This is a genomic window from Pseudonocardia sp. (genome assembly GCF_050246655.1).
Taxonomy (GTDB): domain Bacteria; phylum Actinomycetota; class Actinomycetes; order Mycobacteriales; family Pseudonocardiaceae; genus Pseudonocardia.
On sequence record NZ_JBFWVQ010000076.1, the window covers coordinates 12,885 to 29,648 of the forward strand.

General features: G+C 73.4%; 12 protein-coding genes. 7 read left to right on the top strand and 5 right to left on the bottom strand.

Annotated features, from left to right (window positions below):
- Position 1 precedes the first annotated feature (1 nt).
- The 5 genes from AB7J25_RS21220 to AB7J25_RS21240 form a co-directional block, all read right to left on the bottom strand.
- Positions 2-2,359 carry a molybdopterin cofactor-binding domain-containing protein gene (locus tag AB7J25_RS21220; protein WP_428511342.1) on the bottom strand — a complete coding sequence of 786 codons (2,358 nt, stop codon included), beginning with the start codon at positions 2,357-2,359 and terminating at the stop codon, positions 2-4.
- A 266-nt stretch (positions 2,360-2,625) separates the two neighbouring features.
- On the bottom strand, positions 2,626-3,297 hold the full coding sequence (locus AB7J25_RS21225) for a LutC/YkgG family protein (RefSeq protein ID WP_428511343.1): 672 nt from the start codon (positions 3,295-3,297) through the stop codon (positions 2,626-2,628).
- The gene (locus AB7J25_RS21230) at positions 3,297-4,748 is read right to left on the bottom strand and encodes a LutB/LldF family L-lactate oxidation iron-sulfur protein (RefSeq protein ID WP_428511344.1); all 1,452 of its coding nucleotides are present in this window, start codon (positions 4,746-4,748) and stop codon (positions 3,297-3,299) included. Before AB7J25_RS21230 ends, AB7J25_RS21225 begins: the two co-directional genes overlap by 1 nt.
- Positions 4,745-5,482, bottom strand: coding sequence for a (Fe-S)-binding protein (locus AB7J25_RS21235; RefSeq protein WP_428511345.1), 738 nt, complete (start codon positions 5,480-5,482; stop codon positions 4,745-4,747). The genes AB7J25_RS21230 and AB7J25_RS21235 overlap by 4 nt, the downstream gene beginning before the upstream one ends.
- Complete coding sequence (locus AB7J25_RS21240; RefSeq protein ID WP_428511353.1) at positions 5,479-6,516, bottom strand: LacI family DNA-binding transcriptional regulator; 1,038 nt, start codon at positions 6,514-6,516, stop codon at positions 5,479-5,481. The genes AB7J25_RS21235 and AB7J25_RS21240 overlap by 4 nt, the downstream gene beginning before the upstream one ends.
- 265 nt (positions 6,517-6,781) lie before the next feature.
- On the opposite strand from AB7J25_RS21240, the gene AB7J25_RS21245 reads away from it, so the two are divergent.
- From AB7J25_RS21245 to AB7J25_RS21275, 7 genes are all read left to right on the top strand, one after another.
- The gene (locus AB7J25_RS21245) at positions 6,782-7,822 is read left to right on the top strand and encodes an autoinducer 2 ABC transporter substrate-binding protein (RefSeq protein ID WP_428511346.1); all 1,041 of its coding nucleotides are present in this window, start codon (positions 6,782-6,784) and stop codon (positions 7,820-7,822) included.
- A gap of 83 nt (positions 7,823-7,905) precedes the next feature.
- Complete coding sequence (locus tag AB7J25_RS21250; RefSeq protein WP_428511347.1) at positions 7,906-9,450, top strand: sugar ABC transporter ATP-binding protein; 1,545 nt, start codon at positions 7,906-7,908, stop codon at positions 9,448-9,450.
- On the top strand, positions 9,447-10,475 hold the full coding sequence (locus AB7J25_RS21255) for an ABC transporter permease (protein ID WP_428511348.1): 1,029 nt from the start codon (positions 9,447-9,449) through the stop codon (positions 10,473-10,475). The genes AB7J25_RS21250 and AB7J25_RS21255 overlap by 4 nt, the downstream gene beginning before the upstream one ends.
- Positions 10,472-11,560, top strand: a complete 1,089-nt coding sequence (locus AB7J25_RS21260) for an ABC transporter permease (RefSeq protein WP_428511349.1) — start codon at positions 10,472-10,474, stop codon at positions 11,558-11,560. Before AB7J25_RS21255 ends, AB7J25_RS21260 begins: the two co-directional genes overlap by 4 nt.
- Before the next feature lie 25 nt (positions 11,561-11,585).
- Positions 11,586-12,743, top strand: a complete 1,158-nt coding sequence (gene rhaI / locus AB7J25_RS21265; RefSeq protein WP_428511350.1) for an L-rhamnose isomerase — start codon at positions 11,586-11,588, stop codon at positions 12,741-12,743.
- A 9-nt stretch (positions 12,744-12,752) separates the two neighbouring features.
- Positions 12,753-14,786, top strand: coding sequence for a bifunctional aldolase/short-chain dehydrogenase (locus AB7J25_RS21270; RefSeq protein ID WP_428511351.1), 2,034 nt, complete (start codon positions 12,753-12,755; stop codon positions 14,784-14,786).
- A gap of 7 nt (positions 14,787-14,793) precedes the next feature.
- A complete protein-coding gene (locus tag AB7J25_RS21275) occupies positions 14,794-16,224 on the top strand; it encodes a rhamnulokinase (RefSeq protein WP_428511352.1) in 1,431 nt (476 codons plus the stop codon).
- Positions 16,225-16,764: the final 540 nt, after the last annotated feature.

Consider the following 16,764-nt stretch of genomic DNA (forward strand, 5'->3'; position numbering starts at 1 on the left):
CCTAGAAGGTGTGGTCGAGGCCGTCGGTGGGCGCGGGCGGCAGTGGCGGTTCGAGCGACTTGACCTCGAAGCCCAGCGGGTCGTTGTGGCTGATCGGGAAGTAGGTCGGCACGGTGCCGGTGGCCCGGCCGTACGCGCAGGCGATCGCGGCCGCGGACGCGGCGACACCGGCCTCGCCACCGCCGGGGACCTCGCCGTTCGGGTCCGGCGGCAGGATGATCACCTCGACCTCCGGCGGGACGTTCCACTGCCGGGTGTAGAAGTAGTCGTCCCAGCTGCCCTCGAGGTGGATGCCGTCGCGCAGGTGCAGGCTGCCCGTGAGGACCTGGGCGATGGCGTCCACGAGCCCGCCCATGATCTGGGCCTTCATCCCGCTCGGGTTGATGCAGAGCCTGCCGGGGACGAGCACGTAGGTCGCGCGGGTCACGCGCGGGCCGGTGCGGCCCTGGCGGATCGCGCGGTCGACCGTCGCGGGCCGGCAGTCGATCTCGACGAGCGCGGCCATCGTGTTCTTGTACTCCTCGTGGACCGCGATGCCCTGGGCCATCCCGTCGGGCAGCGACCGGCCCCAGTCGCCCGCGTCGGCGACCTCGTCCAGCACCTTGCGCTGCAGGTCGGTCTTGAGGCGGGCCCGGCGGAACTCGTACGGGTCCTCGCCGAGCTTGGCGGCGAGCTGGTCCGTGGTGAGCTCCTGGGCGACGCGCACGTCGGGGGAGTAGACGTTGCGCACCGAACTGGTGTTGAACTCCAGCGGCACCTCGTTGAGCAACTGGGCGGTGACGCCGTAGTTGTAGGAGGTCTTCGCGGTGAGCTCGAAGATCGACTGGGCGACGGAGAGGTTCGCGAGCGGCCCGCCGGTCTTGACGATGCGCGAGGAGATCGCGTCGCCGAAGCCGTGCCGGTAGTCGGTCTCGACGCTCGTGTGGTTCTGCTGGTAGCTCACGACGTCGGTGCCGACGATGCCCGCCTTCACCGTCGAGGTGCACATCGGGTGCACGCGGCCGTGGCGGGAGTCGTCGGTGCGGTGCCACATCAGCTTGACGGGGTGGCCGAACGCCTTCGACGCCTCGGCGGCCTCCTTGGCCGGGTCGTTGAACAGGTGGCGCCCGAAGGACCCGCCGCCCTCGGTGACGTGCACCGTCACCGAGGTCAGGGGCAGGCCGAGGAGCTTCGCGATCTCCTCCTGCGCAGTGATCGGGTTCTTGAGCGGCGACCAGACCTCGGCCTTGTCGGCCTGCACGTCCGCGACCGCGCAGTTGGTCTCCAGCGGGCTGCCGCTGCGGAACGCGAAGACGTACTCGGTCTGCACGAACTCCGCCCCGGGCAGGTCCGGCGGGATCGGCAGCGTGGCGGCCCGCAGCTTGTCCAGCACGGTCGCGTCGCTCTCGGGGGCGACCGAACCCGCGTTCCAGTCGACCTCGAGCGCACGGACGGCCTCGATGCACTGCCCGAACGTGTCGGCGGCGACGGCCACGCCGGTGCTGATCTTCTTCACGCCGTGCACGCCGGACATCCCCGCCACCGCGTCGGCGTTGCGGATGCGCTTCACCGAGCCACGGATCGTCGGCGGGCGGCAGATCATGGTCGGCTTCGCCCCCGGCACGTCGAGGTCCATCGTGAAGACCTTCGTGCCGGTGACGGCCGCGCGGGCGTCGATCCGGGTGATCGGCGTGCCGACGACCGTGAACTCGGACTCGGCCTTCAGCGGCGGGGCCTCGACCATGCGGTTCTCCGAGCTCGCCGCGGGACCCGCCAGCTCGCCGTAGGACAGGACGGTCCCGGCGGGGCCGGTGATGAGGCCCTGGCGGCTGGTCAGCCTGCTGACGTTCTCCTCCATGAGCGCAGCGGCCGCCGACAGCAGCTGGCCCTTGGCGATCGCCGCGGCCACCCGGATCGGGGTGTACATCGCGTGGATCGTGTTCGAGCCGCCGGTGATCTGGTTGAACACCAGCTCGGGTCGGGCGTCGGCGAGGGTGACCTTCACCTGCTCGACGGGGAGGTCCAGCTCCTCCGCGATGATCATGGCGACGGCGGTGGTGACGCCCTGGCCGTTCTCCGAGCGGGGGAGGTCGAACGAGACGGTGCCGTCCGGGTGGACGACGATCGAGATCAGGTTCGCGGTCGGGGCCGCGGAGTCGGTGAGCGCGTCGCTCAGGTCGTAGACGTCCGCCGGTTGCGGGGGGGAGGGAACGGCGGCGGCGGCGGTGGTGGGGAAGAGCTGGTCGTACCCGACGCGGACCGCGACGGCGAGCGTCGGGGCGGCGACCAGGAAGCCCAGGAAGCGACGGCGACCCGGATCGCGGAGATCCGGCCTCCCCTTCGTCGTCGCCCTCGTGGCGGTACGGCAGTGGACGGGCATCGGCGTCCTCTCGGGAACTGTTACGCGCAACAGGTCGTCATGCGACTGTCGGGGCGGCAAACGATCGGATCGCCGCCCGGTTGCTGCCCCCCGACGACGGGCGTTCCGGGGCTGTCGCGCTGCCGAGTCGCGCGGACGGTGTCGTCACGCGTCTGGGTGAAGGCATTGGCCGGCTGTCCGGGCGCACGGTGACGGGCGCCGCGCCGCACCGGCCGCGTCGCGGGCGATGATCACCCGTTCGTGCGGGATTTGCCGCCAGCTGTGCGCTACCCCCGTGCGGGGGTACTGCGAACGGTTCGGTCCCCGTGCACGAGGACGACGGCGAGCGTGCGCGGCCCGTGGACGCCCTCGACCCGTTCCAGCTCGATGTCGCTGGTGGCCGACGGGCCGCTGATCAGCGTCGTCGGTCGCGTCGGGGTGAGCAGGGCGAGCAGCTCGGGCACCGTCGCGACGACCTGGTCCGCCCGGACCACGCACACGTGGACGTCCGGGACGAGGCTGAGGGCACGCCGCCCCTGGTCCGGGGAGGCGTCCAGCGCGACGGTGCCGGTCTCGGCGCACGCGGCGGCGCAGGCCGTGACGACGGCGGCGAATCCGTCCAGCTCGGCGGGGCTCTGGCCGCTGTCGGGCACGCCGTCCGGACACCAGCCGGCGGGCAGGCCCGGGGGGACGATCACGGGCCCGGTGACGCCGGAGAGCGCCCGCGCGACCGCGGCCGGGATCCCGTCCCCGTCGGTGTCGAGGACGGTGGCGCGGTAGTCGACGAGCCGGTCGCGCAGGAGCTCCAGCAGCGCGGGCGCGCCGGGGCGGTGCTCGCCCGCGGTGCGGTACCCGCGCGCGGGCTCGGGCGCGGCCGTGCCGCCTGCGGCGCCTGTGCTGGTGCCTGCGGCTGCGTTGGCCGCACGGATCCGGGCGAGCACCTCCGACCGCGCGCTCATCACCCGCGCTCCCTGGCCCACCACTCGCGGAAGGTCTCTGTGGGTGGGCGGGGCGCGTCGCGGGTGGCCGTCCACGCCGAGAGCGGCGGCGGCAGCGCCGAGATGCGCCCCCCGCGCCCGAGCAGGCGCCCGGCGCGGGCGGCCCGTCCCGCCGCGGCGAACCGGCCGGGGGAGGCCATGACCCACGAGGCGGCGGCCATCGCGGCGGCCTCCGGGGTGGGGACGCCGCCGCGACGGGCGTCGACGTGGGCGGCGCGCAGCCGCACCAGGAGCGACGGGATGTCGATCCGGACGGGGCAGACGTCGAAGCAGGCCCCGCACAGTGAAGACGCGTAGGGCAGCGTGGCGTTGTCCTCGACGCCGGTGAGCTGCGGGGAGAGCACGGCGCCGATCGGGCCCGGGTAGACCGAGCCGTACGCGTGCCCGCCGGTGCGCTCGTAGACGGGGCAGACGTTCATGCACGCCGAGCACTTGATGCAGTGCAGCGCGTCGCGGCCGACCTCGTCGGCGAGGGTGGCGGTGCGGCCGTTGTCGAGCAGCACGAGGTGGAACGCCTGGGGCCCGTCGCCGGGGGTGACGCCCGTCCAGGCCGAGGTGTAGGGGTTCATCCGCTCCCCGGTGGAGGAGCGGGGCAGCAGCTGCAGGAACACCTCCAGGTCGCGCCAGGTGGGCACGACCTTCTCGATCCCCATGACGGTGATCAGCGTCTGCGGCAGGGTGAGGCACATCCGGCCGTTGCCCTCGGACTCGACGACGAGCAGCGTGCCCGTCTCCGCGACGCCGAAGTTGGCCCCGGAGATCGCGACCTTCGCCCGGAGGAAGAGCCGGCGCAGGTGGGCCCGTGCCGCCATCGCCAGGCGCCGCGGCTCGGCGGTGAGCGCGGGGTCCACGTCCGGCATCTCGCGCAGGAAGATCTCGCGGATCTCGGCGCGGTTGCGGTGGATCGCCGGTACGAGGATGTGGCTGGGCTGGTCGCCGCCGAGCTGGACGATGAGCTCGGCGAGGTCGGTCTCGTAGGGGGTGATCCCCGCGGCCTCGAGTGCCTCGTTGAGCCCGATCTCCTGGGTGGCCATGGACTTGACCTTGACGACCTCGCGCTCGCCCGTGGCCGCGACCAGCCCGGTGACGATCCGGTTCGCCTCGTGCGCGTCGCGGGCCCAGTGCACGGCGCCCCCGCGCGCCGTGACCTCGCGCTCCAGGCGCTCCAGGTGGGCGTCCAGGCGGGCCATCGTGGCGCGCTTGATCGCCTCGCCCGCGCGCCGCAGCTCCTCCCAGTCGTCGAGCTCGTCGACGACCGCGGCCCGCTTGGTGCGGATGGTGCGGGTGGCGTGGCCGAGGTTGGCGCGCAGCTGCGCGTCCTGCAGCGCGTCGTGCGCCGCTTCCGGGAACGGTCGTGCGCCGCGCAGGTGCCCGACGCCGCGCGGTGCGGGCACGCCCAGGAACGTGGTCACGCCGCACGCTCCTCGGACGCGAGGATCTCGGCGAGGTGCACGGTGCGGGTGCCCGCCCGCAGCCGCGTGAGGCCCCCGCCGATGTGCATGAGGCACGACGAGTCGCCCGCGGTGGCGACCTCCGCGCCGGTGTCGAGGACGTGGCGCATCTTGTCGGCGAGCATCGCGGTCGACGTCTCGGCGTTCTTGAGCGCGAACGTGCCGCCGAACCCGCAGCACTGGTCCGCAGCGGGCAGCTCCAGCAGCGTCATGCCGCGGACCCGGCGCAGCAGGCGCAGCGGCCGGTCGCCGACGTGCAGCATCCGCAGCGAGTGGCAGGTGGGGTGGTAGGTGACGCGGTGCGGGTAGTACGCGCCCACGTCCTCGACCCCGAGCACGTCCACGAGCAGCTCGGAGAGCTCGTAGGTGCGGGCGGCGACGGCCTCGGCCCGCCGTGCCAGCGCCTCGTCCCCGGCGCGGCGGGCGACCATGGCGTGCTGGTGGCGCACCGAGCCTGCGCAGGATCCCGACGGCACGACGACCACGTCGCAGGACTCGAACACCTCGACGTGGTGGCGCACCAGCGCCAACGCCTCGCGCAGGTAGCCGGTGTTGACGTGCATCTGCCCGCAGCACGTCTGGGCGGCGGGGAACTCCACCCGGTGACCCAGCCGCTCCAGCACCGTCACCGTGGCCCGCCCGACGTCGGGGAACAGAGCGTCGGCGAGGCAGGTGACGAAGAGCGCGATCCTCATGCGACACCACCTGCGACACCGCCTGCGACACCGCCGAAGGGCCGCAGCCGCGTGGAGGCCCGCACGACCAGCTCGGGGGAGAACACCACCTGACGATGCTCGTGCATTCCGGGCTCGCGCGCCTCCTCGAGCAGCATCCCGGCGGCCGTCCGGCCCAGCAGCTGGCGCGGTTGGGCGACCGAGGTGAGCGGGACGGCGGCCGCGGCGGCGTACTCGATGTCGTCGTAGCCGACGATGGCGAGGTCCTGCGGCACCCGCAGGCCGAGCCGGATCGCCTGCTGCAGCAGGCCGAGCGCCAGCAGGTCGTTGGCGCAGAACGCGGCCGTCGGCCGCCGGCTCGCGGGCAGCCCCGCGAGCCGCTCGCCCGCGCGGCGGCCCTCGGCGACATCCAGGGCGTGCGTCTCCAGCACCGTCAGCGCGTCCGGGCCCGCCGCGGCCCGGGCGAGGGCACTCCGGGTGCCGGTGAGCCGGTCCGCGACCTGGGGCAGCGTCGTCGGCCCGCCGACGAACGCGATGCGCCGGTGCCCGATCTCCCACAGGTGCGTGGTGGCGAGCTCGCCGCCGAGGACGTCGTCCACGGCGACCGAGCAGTGCCGGTCGCTGCGGGCGTCGACGAGCACGACGGGCGTGCCGCGGCGGGGCAGCGCGAGCAGCCGCTCGTCGGCCGGGTCGACCGGGGTGATGAGCACGCCCTCGACGCGCTGCTCCTCGAGCAGGTCCAGGTAGGCGGCCTGGCGGCGCGGGTCCTGGCCGCTGTTGCAGAGGAACACGGCGAGCCCGGCGGCGTCCGCGGTCTCCTGGACGCCGCGCTCGACGTCGGTGAAGAAGGGGTTGGCGGTGTCGAGTGCGACGTAGGCGAGGGTGCGGCTGTTGCCGCCGCGCAGCTGGCGGGCGGACTCGTTGCGCACGAAGCCGAGCTCGTCGATGGCGGCGAGGACGCGCTTGCGGGTGCGCTCGGCGACGCGCTCGGGCCGGTTGAGCACGTTGGAGACCGTGCCCAGCGAGACCCGCGCGTGCGCGGCGACGTCCTTCATGCTCGGCGTGCCTGCCACCGGTGGCTCCGTTCGCTCGTGCCGACCTCGGCATCATGCCGCAGGTGATTGAAACGTACCAGTGCGACTTCTCGCCTAGTCCGAAGCTAGCCAAGAAAATCACGCCGGAGAGGTTGTGAAACCTTTCAAGACGTCGTAGCGTCCTGCGTCACAACGCCGGGTCACGCAGCAGCGGGCCCGGCATCCCCGCACCACACCGTGCCCATCCACCGGCCCCGCGAGGGCCGACCTGACAACGGAGTCGCACATGCGCCCTCTCCGCCGAACGACGGCAGCGCTCGCGATCGGGGCCGCCGCCCTCGTCGCCCTCACCGCGTGCACCCAGAAGGGCCAGTCCGACCAGGGAGGCGCCGCGGGCGCAGCCCCGGGGGACGACAAGATCACCGTCGCGTTCGTGCCGAAGCTGCAGGGCGTGCCCTACTTCGAGGCCATGAACGCGGGCGGCCAGGCCGCCGCCGAGGCGCTCGGCAACGTCGAGTGGCGCTACCAGGGCCCCACCCAGGCCGATGCCGCCGCACAGGCCGACATCGTGCGGTCGTTCATCCAGCAGAAGGTCGACACGCTCATCGTCGCGCCGAACGACCCCGACTCGATGGCCCCGCTGCTGCAGCAGGCCAAGGACGCCGGCATCCATGTCGCCACCGCCGACACCGACGCGCCGAGCTCGGTGCGTGAGGTGTTCGTCAACCAGGCCACCGCCCAGGGCATCGGCGAGGCGCTCACCGACTCCCTGCTGACGGCGATGGGCGGCACCGGCAAGTACGCCATCGTGTCCTGCGGCCAGACCGCCGAGAACCTCAACTCCTGGATCGAGGTCCAGAAGGCCTACACCGCGCAGAAGTACCCGCAGGCCGAGATCGTCGACGTCGTCTACGCCGGCGAGGACCAGGCCAAGGCCACCCAGATGGCCACCGACCTCATGAACGCCCACCCCGACCTCACCGGGCTCGTCGGCGAGTGCACCTCGTCCGCCCCTGGCGTGGCGCAGGCCGTGCAGGACGCCGGGCGGGTCGGTGAGGTCTTCACCGTCGGCCTGGGCACGCCCCAGTCGATGAAGCCCTACCTGGACGCGAAGTCCTCCTCCGCGGCGATCCTGTGGGACGTCGAGAACCTCGGCTACCTGACGGCCTGGGCGGGTGCACAGATCGCGGAGGGCAAGCCCTTCGCCCCGACCAACGAGGTGAGCCCCGACCTGACCGCCGTCGAGTACGACGCGGGCGGCAAGACCCTGCTGCTCGGCCCGCCGCTGGCGATCACCGACGCCAACGTGGGCCAGTTCAACTACTGAGTCCGCCGGCCGGGCCGGTCGGCGATCCCGCCGGCCCGGCCGTGCTCCCACCGAGGACACGGACCGAACGAGGTGAGCACGAGATGAGCATCGAGCAGCAGGCCCCGCCCGCGCCGCTCGCGCAGGGCACGCCCCGGCTGCGGCTGACCGGGATCGTCAAGCGCTTCGGCGCCGTCCAGGCCATCCGGCATGCCGACATCGCGATCCACGCGGGGCGCGTGCACGCCCTCGTCGGTGAGAACGGCGCGGGCAAGTCCACGTTGATCAAGATCGTGGCGGGGGCGGAGACCGCCGACGCGGGCACCGTCGAGTTCGAGGGCAGGCCCGCCACCATCGGCAGCACCGGTGCGGCGATCGCGCTGGGCATCGCGACCGTCTACCAGGAGCCGCAGCTGTTCGCCGAGCTGACCGTCTCGGAGAACGTCTTCGTCGGCCGCGAGATCCGTCGCGGCGGGCGCATCGCATGGGCCGAGCAGAACGCGCGGGTGGTCGAGCTGCTGGAGCTGCTCGGCCTGCCCGCCCGGTACGCGACGGTGCCGGTCGGGGAGCTCTCGATCGCCGAGCAGCAGCAGGTGTCGATCGCCAAGGCCCTCGCGGGCGACGCCTCCGTGCTGATCCTCGACGAGCCCTCGGCGATCCTCACCGATGCCGAGATCGAGGTGCTGTTCGGGGTGGTGCGCCGGCTCACCGCGGCGGGCGTGGCGGTCGTCTACATCTCCCACCGCCTCGACGAGCTCTTCCGCATCGCCGACGAGGTCACCGTCATGCGCGACGGGCGCACCATCGGCACGCACCCGATCGGCGAGCTCTCGGTCCGCCGCATCGCCGAGCTGATGGTCGGCGGGATCCTCTCCGACGAGCGCCCGCACCGTGAGGTGCCCGCGGGCGACCCCGTCCTCGTCCTGGACGGGCTGGGCCGCACCGGGCGCTTCCACGACGTGCACGTGCGGGTCCGGCCCGGCGAGATCGTCTGCCTGTACGGGCTGGTCGGCTCCGGTGTCTCCGAGATCGCGGCGTGCGTCTACGGGATCGACCGGCCGACGTCGGGGCGGATGCGGCTGCGCGGGAAGCCCGTTGCGCCGCGGTCCCCGCAGGAGGCCCAGAAGCTGGGCATCGCGCTGCTGCCCGCCAACCGCACGCTCGAGGGGATGTTCGGCTTCCAGTCGATCGCGTTCAACATCTCCGCCGGGCACCTGCGGCTGCTGTCGCGGCTCGGGGTGTTCGTCGACCGGGCCCGTGAGCGGACGGTCGCCCTCGACATGATCCGCAGGCTCAACGTCCGGACGCCGCACGAGCGCCAGCCGATCGATGCGATGTCGGGCGGCAACGCGCAGAAGGTGGTGCTCGCCCGCCAGCTCGTCGAGCGGCCCGAGGTGCTGGTCCTCGCCGAGCCCACCCAGGGCGTCGACGTCGGCGCCAAGGAGGAGATCCACCGCATCGTCACCGAGCTGGCCGACGGCGGCACGGCCGTGCTCGTCGTCACCTCGGACCTGCCCGAGGCGCTGCGCATCGCCGACCGGCTGCAGGTCGTGCGCGGCGGCACCACGACCGTCGAGTTCGGCCCGGACGCCACCCAGGTCGACGTCCTGGCCGCCGCAGCGGGCGCCGGGCAGGAGGGCACGCCGTGACCGTCACGCTGACCCGGCCGGACCCGCCAGCGGGCGAGCCGCACCCGCCCGTCACGGCCCGCCACCGGATCCTGCCCCCGCCGGTCACCGGCCAGGAGCTGGTCCTGCTCGGCGTGATCGCCGTGATCTGGGCCGGGCTCGCGTTCTGGACACCCGCGTTCCTCACCGCTGGCTCGATCCAGCCGCTGCTCGTGGCCACCGCGCCGATCGCGCTGATCGGCGTCGGCATGACCATCGTGATCATCACCGGCGGCATCGACGTCTCGGTCGGCGCGGCGATCATGGTGTGCTCCGTGGTCACCGCGAAGGCGCTGGTCGCGGGCGTGTCGGCACCGCTGGCGGTGCTGGGGTCGCTTGCCGTCGGCGCCGCGCTGGGAGCCGTCAACGGCGTGCTCATCGCCTACGGCCGGGTGCACGCGATCATCATCACGTTCGGCACCGCCAACCTGTTCCTGTTCCTCGGCCTGCAGATCTTCGGTTCGCGCACGGTGAACGGCATCCCGTCGGCCTTCGAGATCTTCGGCCGCGGCGAGGCCGGGCGCACGCTCGGCGTACCCCACGCCTTCGCGATCACGGTGCTCGTCGTCGCGCTGGCCTGGTGGTACCTGCGGCACACCGCGGGCGGGCGGCACTTCTACGCCATCGGCGGCAACGCCCACGCCGCGCGCCTGGTGGGCGTCCACGTCCAGCGCCGGATCCTGCTGGCCTACCTGGTCACCGGCCTGCTCGTCGGGCTCGGTGCGTGCTTCGTCATCGCGCAGGGGACGTCGACGCTCGACCAGTCCGTCGGCAGCGGCAAGGAGCTCGCGATCATCGCCGCCGTCGTCATCGGCGGCACGTCGATCATGGGCGGGCGCGGCTCGGTGCTCGGCACCCTGCTGGGTGCCCTGCTCGTCCAGTCCGTCACGTCCGGGGTCACGCAGCTGGGCTGGAGCTCGCAGCTGGCGGACCTGTTCGTCGGGATCTTCATCATCGTGGCGGTCGGCACCGACCTGCTGCGCGAGCGCGCGAGGAGGAGGGCATGACCACGCTCGCCACGGCCCCGCAGCGGCCTGCCGATCCCGGAACCACCGAGACCACCGGGGCCCGCGTCCTGCGCGCCCTGCTCACGCAGCGGATCGCGCTGCTCGCGGTGCTGGTCGTCGTGGTCGTCGCCTGGTTCTTCGTCCTCGACGCCGGCGGCTACCTCACCGCGGACTACGACTTCGACTACATGTCGGCGACGCTGATCAACGCGGTGCCGCTCGCGATGCTCGGCCTGGCCGAGCTGCTGGTGATCGTCTCCGGCCGCGGCGGGATCGACCTGTCCGTCGGCGCGATCGTCTCGCTCGCCGGCATGGTGTTCGGCTTCACCTACGGCCTGTGGGGCTGGCCGTTGTGGCTCGCGATCCTCGCCACCGCGGGGTTCGGCGCGCTCTGCGGTGCGCTCAACGGGTTCCTCGTCGCCTACGTCGGGTTCCCGGCGCTTATCGCCACCCTCGCCACGTTCTACGCCTACAAGTCGCTCGCCATCGTGGTGAACGACCAGAGCCCGATCAGCACCACCCCGGTCCAGGAGCTGTTCTCGATCAGCCGCTCCGTCGAGCTGCCGCTGTTCGGGCAGTACGTGCCGGACGTCCCGCTGGGGCTGTTCACCTTCCTGCTGCCGACCGTCGTGGTCGTGTGGCTGCTGGTGGCGCGCACCACCTACGGACGGCGGCTCTACGCGATCGGCACCAACGACGTCGCCGCCCGCTGGGCGGGCCTGCCGGTGCGCCGCACCCGCTTCGCCGCCTACACCTACGCCGGGCTGATCTCCGGGCTCGTCGCCGTCGTCACCGTGGCGCAGTTCGCCTCCGCCCGCCCCGACGCGGGCGTGACCGGCAACGGGATGGCGCTGCCCGCCATCACGATCGCCGTCCTCGGCGGGGTGGCGATCACCGGCGGCATCGGGCGGGTCGCGGGCGTCGTGCTCGCGACGCTGCTCGTCGTCTGGCTCAACGCCGGGATCCTGCTGGCCTTCGAGGGCAACGCGGGCGCGCAGTTCCAGCTGCTCGCGCTCGGCGCGGTGCTGGTGTTCGCCGCCCTGCTCAACGGGGTGACCACCCGCCGCTACGGCGGAACCCGCTGACCCTCTCCCGAGACGAGGACCGAACATGACCGACCCACTCGACGACCTCGACGGGTTCACCATCGAGGTGCCCAGCTGGGCCTACGGCAACTCCGGCACCCGCTTCAAGGTGTTCTCCACCCCCGGCGTGCCCCGCGACCCCGTCGAGAAGATCGACGACGCCGCACAGGTGCACGCACTGACCGGCCTGGCGCCGCGGGTCTCGCTGCACATCCCCTGGGACCGCGTCGAGGACTTCGGGGCGCTGGCGACCCATGCCAAGGAACGCGGCGTGCGGATCGGTGCGATCAACTCCAACCTGTTCCAGGACGACGACTACAGGCTCGGCTCGCTCACCCACGCCGACGCGCGGGTGCGGGCCAAGGCGGTGGCACATCACGTCGAGTGCGTCCAGGTGATGCGCGAGGTCGGCTCCACCGACCTCAAGCTGTGGCTGCCCGACGGCACCAACTACGCCGGGCAGGACTCGCTGCGCGCCCGCCAGGACCGCCTCGCGGACTCGCTGCAGCAGATCTACGCCGCGCTCGACGAGGACCAGCGGCTGCTGCTGGAGTACAAGTTCTTCGAGCCCTACTTCTACGCCACCGACATCCCGGACTGGGGGACGTCGCTGCTGCACTGCCAGGCGCTCGGCGAGCGGGCCCAGGTGGTGCTCGACACCGGCCACCACGCGCCCGGCACCAACATCGAGTTCATCGTCGTGCAGCTGCTGCGCGCCGGGCGGCTGGGCGCGTTCGACTTCAACTCCCGCTTCTACGCCGACGACGACCTCGTCGTGGGCTCGGCCGACCCGTTCCAGCTGTTCCGGATCATGGCCGAGATCGTGGACGCCGGCGCGCACCGCCCGTCCTCCGGCGTCAACTTCATGCTCGACCAGTGCCACAACATCGAGGAGAAGATCCCCGGCCAGATCCGCTCCGTGCTCAACGTCGAGCAGGCGCTGGCCAAGGCCCTGCTGATCGACCGCGCGGCGCTGGCCGCCGCGCAGGAGGCGGGGGACGTCCTGGGCGCCCACGGGGTGCTCATGGACGCGTACGAGACCGACGTCCGATCTGCGCTCGCGGACCGCCGGGAGGCGCGCGGACTGCCGCGCGACCCGATGGCGGCCTACGCGGCGTCCGGGTACGGGCCGACCACCGCCGCCGAGCGCGTCGGCGGCACCCCGGCGAGCTGGGGATCCTGAGAGGGTGCGATGAACGAGACCGTGACGGCGCTGGTGGCCCGGTCCCACCGGCTGGGCGCCGATCCGCGCAACACCAACTACGCCGGGGGCAACACCTCCGCCAAGGGTTCCGCGACCGACCCGGTCACGGGCGAGCCCGTCGAGCTGGTCTGGGTCAAGGGTTCCGGCGGCGACCTCGGCACGCTGACCCCGTCCGGGCTCGCCGTGCTGCGGCTGGACCGGGTCCGCGCGCTCGCCGACGTCTACCCGGGCGTCGAGCGCGAGGACGAGATGGTCGCCGCGTTCGACTTCTGCCTGCACGGCCGCGGCGGCGCGGCGCCATCGATCGACACCGCGATGCACGGCCTCGTCGGCGCCCCGCACGTGGACCACCTGCATCCCGACTCCGGGATCGCCCTGGCCACCGCCGCGGACGGGGAGAACCTCACCAAGGAGTGCTTCGGCGATCGCGTCGTGTGGGTGCCGTGGCGCCGCCCCGGGTTCCAGCTGGGCCTGGACATCGCGGCGATCCGCGAGGCCCACCCGCAGGCGATCGGGGTGATCCTCGGCGGGCACGGCATCACCGCGTGGGGCGAGACCAGCGAGGAGTGCGAGGCGCGTTCCCTGGAGATCATCGCTGCGGCCGCGGAGTTCCTCGCCCGGCGCGGCGTGGCCGAGCCGTTCGGTGCCGTGGTGCCCGGCAACGAGCCGCTGCCCGAGGCGGAGCGGCGGGCGAAGGCGGCCGCGCTGGCGCCGGTGATCCGCGGCCTCGCGTCCACCGACCACCGGCAGGTCGGGCACTTCACCGACTCCGCCGCCGTCCTCGAATTCCTCGCCCGCGAGAAGCTCGTCCCGCTCGCCGAGCTGGGCACGTCCTGCCCGGACCACTTCCTGCGCACCAAGGTGAAGCCGCTGGTCGTGGACCTGCCCGCGGCGGCGCCGGTCGAGGACGTCGTCACCCGGCTGCGCGAGTTGCACGCCGCGTACCGCGAGGACTACCGGGCGTACTACGACCGGCACGCCGCGCCGGACTCGCCCGCGATGCGCGGCGCGGACCCGGCGATCGTGCTGGTGCCGGGAGTGGGCATGTTCTCCTTCGGCCGCGACAAGCAGACCGCCCGCGTCGCAGGCGAGTTCTACGTCAACGCGATCAACGTGATGCGCGGCGCGGAGGCGGTGTCGAGCTACGCGCCGATCCCGGAGTCGGAGAAGTTCCGCATCGAGTACTGGGCCCTGGAGGAGGCCAAGCTCGCCCGGATGCCGAAGCCGAAGCCGCTCGCGACGCGGGTCGCGCTGGTCACCGGGGCGGCGTCGGGGATCGGGAAGGCGATCGCGCAGCGGCTCGCCGCCGAGGGGGCGTGCGTCGTCGTCGCGGACCTGGACGCGGAGCGGGCCGCCGAGGTCGCCGCCGGGATCGGGAACGCGGACCGGGCGATCGGCGTGGCGGCGGACGTCGCCGACGAGACCGGGGTGGAGGGGGCCTTCGCTGCGGCCGCGCTCGCGTTCGGCGGCGTGGACCTCGTCGTCAACAACGCGGGGCTCTCGATCTCCAAGCCGCTGCTGGACACCACCGTCGCGGACTGGGACCTCCAGCACGACGTCATGGCGAAGGGCTCGTTCCTCGTCTCCCGGGCCGCCGCCCGCGTCATGATCGACCAGGGGACCGGCGGCGACATCGTCTACGTCTCGTCCAAGAACTCGCTGTTCGCCGGGCCGAACAACGTCGCCTACGGGGCCACCAAGGCGGACCAGGCCCACCAGGTGCGGTTGCTCGCGGCCGAGCTGGGCCCGTACGGGATCCGGGTCAACGGCATCAACCCGGACGGCGTCGTGCGCGGCTCGGGGATCTTCGCGGGCGGCTGGGGTGCGCAGCGGGCGGAGGTCTACGGGGTGCCGGAGGAGGAGCTGGGCGCCTACTACGCCAGGCGCACCCTGCTCGGCCGTGAGGTGCTGCCCGAGCACGTCGCCGCCGCCGCGTTCGCGCTCACCGGCGGCGACCTGTCGCAGACCACCGGCCTGCACGTGCCTGTCGACTCCGGCGTGGCTGCGGCGTTCCTGCGATGAGGGTCAGATGAGGCTCGCCGCCGTCGACCTCGGGGCGTCCAGCGGCCGGGTGATGGCCGTGGACGTGACGCCGGGGCGGGTGGCGCTCACCGAGGTGCACCGGTTCGCCAACGGGCCGGTGCGCCTCGGCGCCACCCTGCACTGGGACGTCCTCGCGCTCTACCGCGGTGTCCTCGACGGGCTCCGAGCGGCCGGGCCGGTGGCGTCGGTGGGCATCGACTCGTGGGCCGTGGACCACGGGCTGCTCGACGCCACCGGCGCCCTGCTGGGCAACCCGGTGCACTACCGCGACACCCGCACCGACGGCGTGGCCGACACCGTGCACGCGGCGGTGCCCGCCGCGGAGCTGTACGCCACCACCGGCGTGCAGGTGCTGGCCTTCAACACGATCTACCAGCTCGCCGCGGCCGCGGGCACGCCGCAGCTGGGCGCGGCGCAGCAGTTGCTGCTGATCCCGGACCTGCTCGGCTACTGGCTGACGGGCGCCCGGGTCGCGGAGGTCACCAACGCCTCCACCACCGGGCTGCTCGACGTGCGTGCCCGCGCGTGGTCCACGGAGGTCATGCAGCGGGTGGGCATCGAACCAGGCCTGTTCCCGCCCCTGGTGGAGGCGGGCACGCGCGTGGGCGAGCTCGCGCCACACGTGCTCGCCTCGACGGGACTGGCCGGCCCGGTGCCGCTGGTCGCCGTCGGCTCGCACGACACCGCGTCGGCCGTCGTCGGGGTCCCCGCGGCCACCGACCGGTTCGCGTACGTCGCCACCGGCACCTGGTCGCTCGTCGGCGTCGAGCTGACCGAGCCGGTGCTCACCGAGGCCGGCCGGGCGGCGAACTTCTCCAACGAGCTCGGCGTCGACGGCACCGTGCGCTACCTGCGCAACGTGATGGGCCTGTGGCTGCTGCAGGAGTGCCTGCGGGCCTGGGGTGAGCCCGACCTCGGGCCGCTGCTCTCCGCCGCCGCGGTGCAGCCCGGGCTCGCCGCCGTCGTCGACGCGGGCGACCCGGCGTTCCTCCCGCCCGGCGACATGCCCGCCCGGATCGCCGCGGCCTGCACCCGCACCGGCCAGCGCCCGCCCGCGTCCCGGGCCGCGACCGTGCGGTGCATCCTCGACAGCCTCGCGCTGGCCCACCGCCGCACCGTCCGCGAGGCGGTGGCGCTGTCCGGGCGCGACGTCGACGTCGTGCACGTCGTCGGCGGCGGGGCGCGCAACGCGCTGCTCTGCCGGCTCACCGCGGACGCGTGCGGGCTGCCGGTCGTCGCCGGACCCGTCGAGGCCGCCGCGTACGGCAACGCGCTCGTCCAGGCGCGCGCCCTCGGGGTGTTGGACGGCGGGCTCGCCGACCTGCGCGGGGTGCTGCGGGGCGGCCTCGCGCTCGTTCGCCACGAGCCGCGCGGCGACGCCTCGGCCTGGGACGAGGCGCAGGCCCGGCTGGGGTGACCCGCTCCCGGCCGGGTCGCGGGCAATCCCACCACTCGAACAGGTGTGCCAGCGCGTGGGGGTGTCCGGCCGCGCTCGAACACGTGCGCCGCGGCCCGGGCTGTGTGCGGCCGCTCGAACATATGTGCCACCGCGTGGGGTCTGTGCGCCGCCGCGCGCGGGTGTCGGGTGCCGCGCCGGCGGGCTGGCACACATCCGGTGGCGCTCGCACATACCGCAGACCATGTGTGCCACGGCCCGAGGGTGTGTGCGGCCGCTCGAACATGGGTGCCGGTGCCTGGGGTGTGCCATCGCTCGAGCATGTGTGCGACCGCGTGCAAGGGTCCGGCCCGCCGCGCGCGGGTGTCGGGTGCCGCGCCGGGGGGCTCGCGCACACCCGGTGGTGCTCGCACGTATCCGGTGGTGCTCGCACACATCGCAGACGATGTGTGCCACGGCCCGGGGGTGTGTGCGGCCGCTCGAACACGTGTGCCAGCGCCCGGGGTGTGCCACCGCTCGAGCATGTGTGCGACCGCGTGCAAGGGTCCGGCCCGCCGCGCG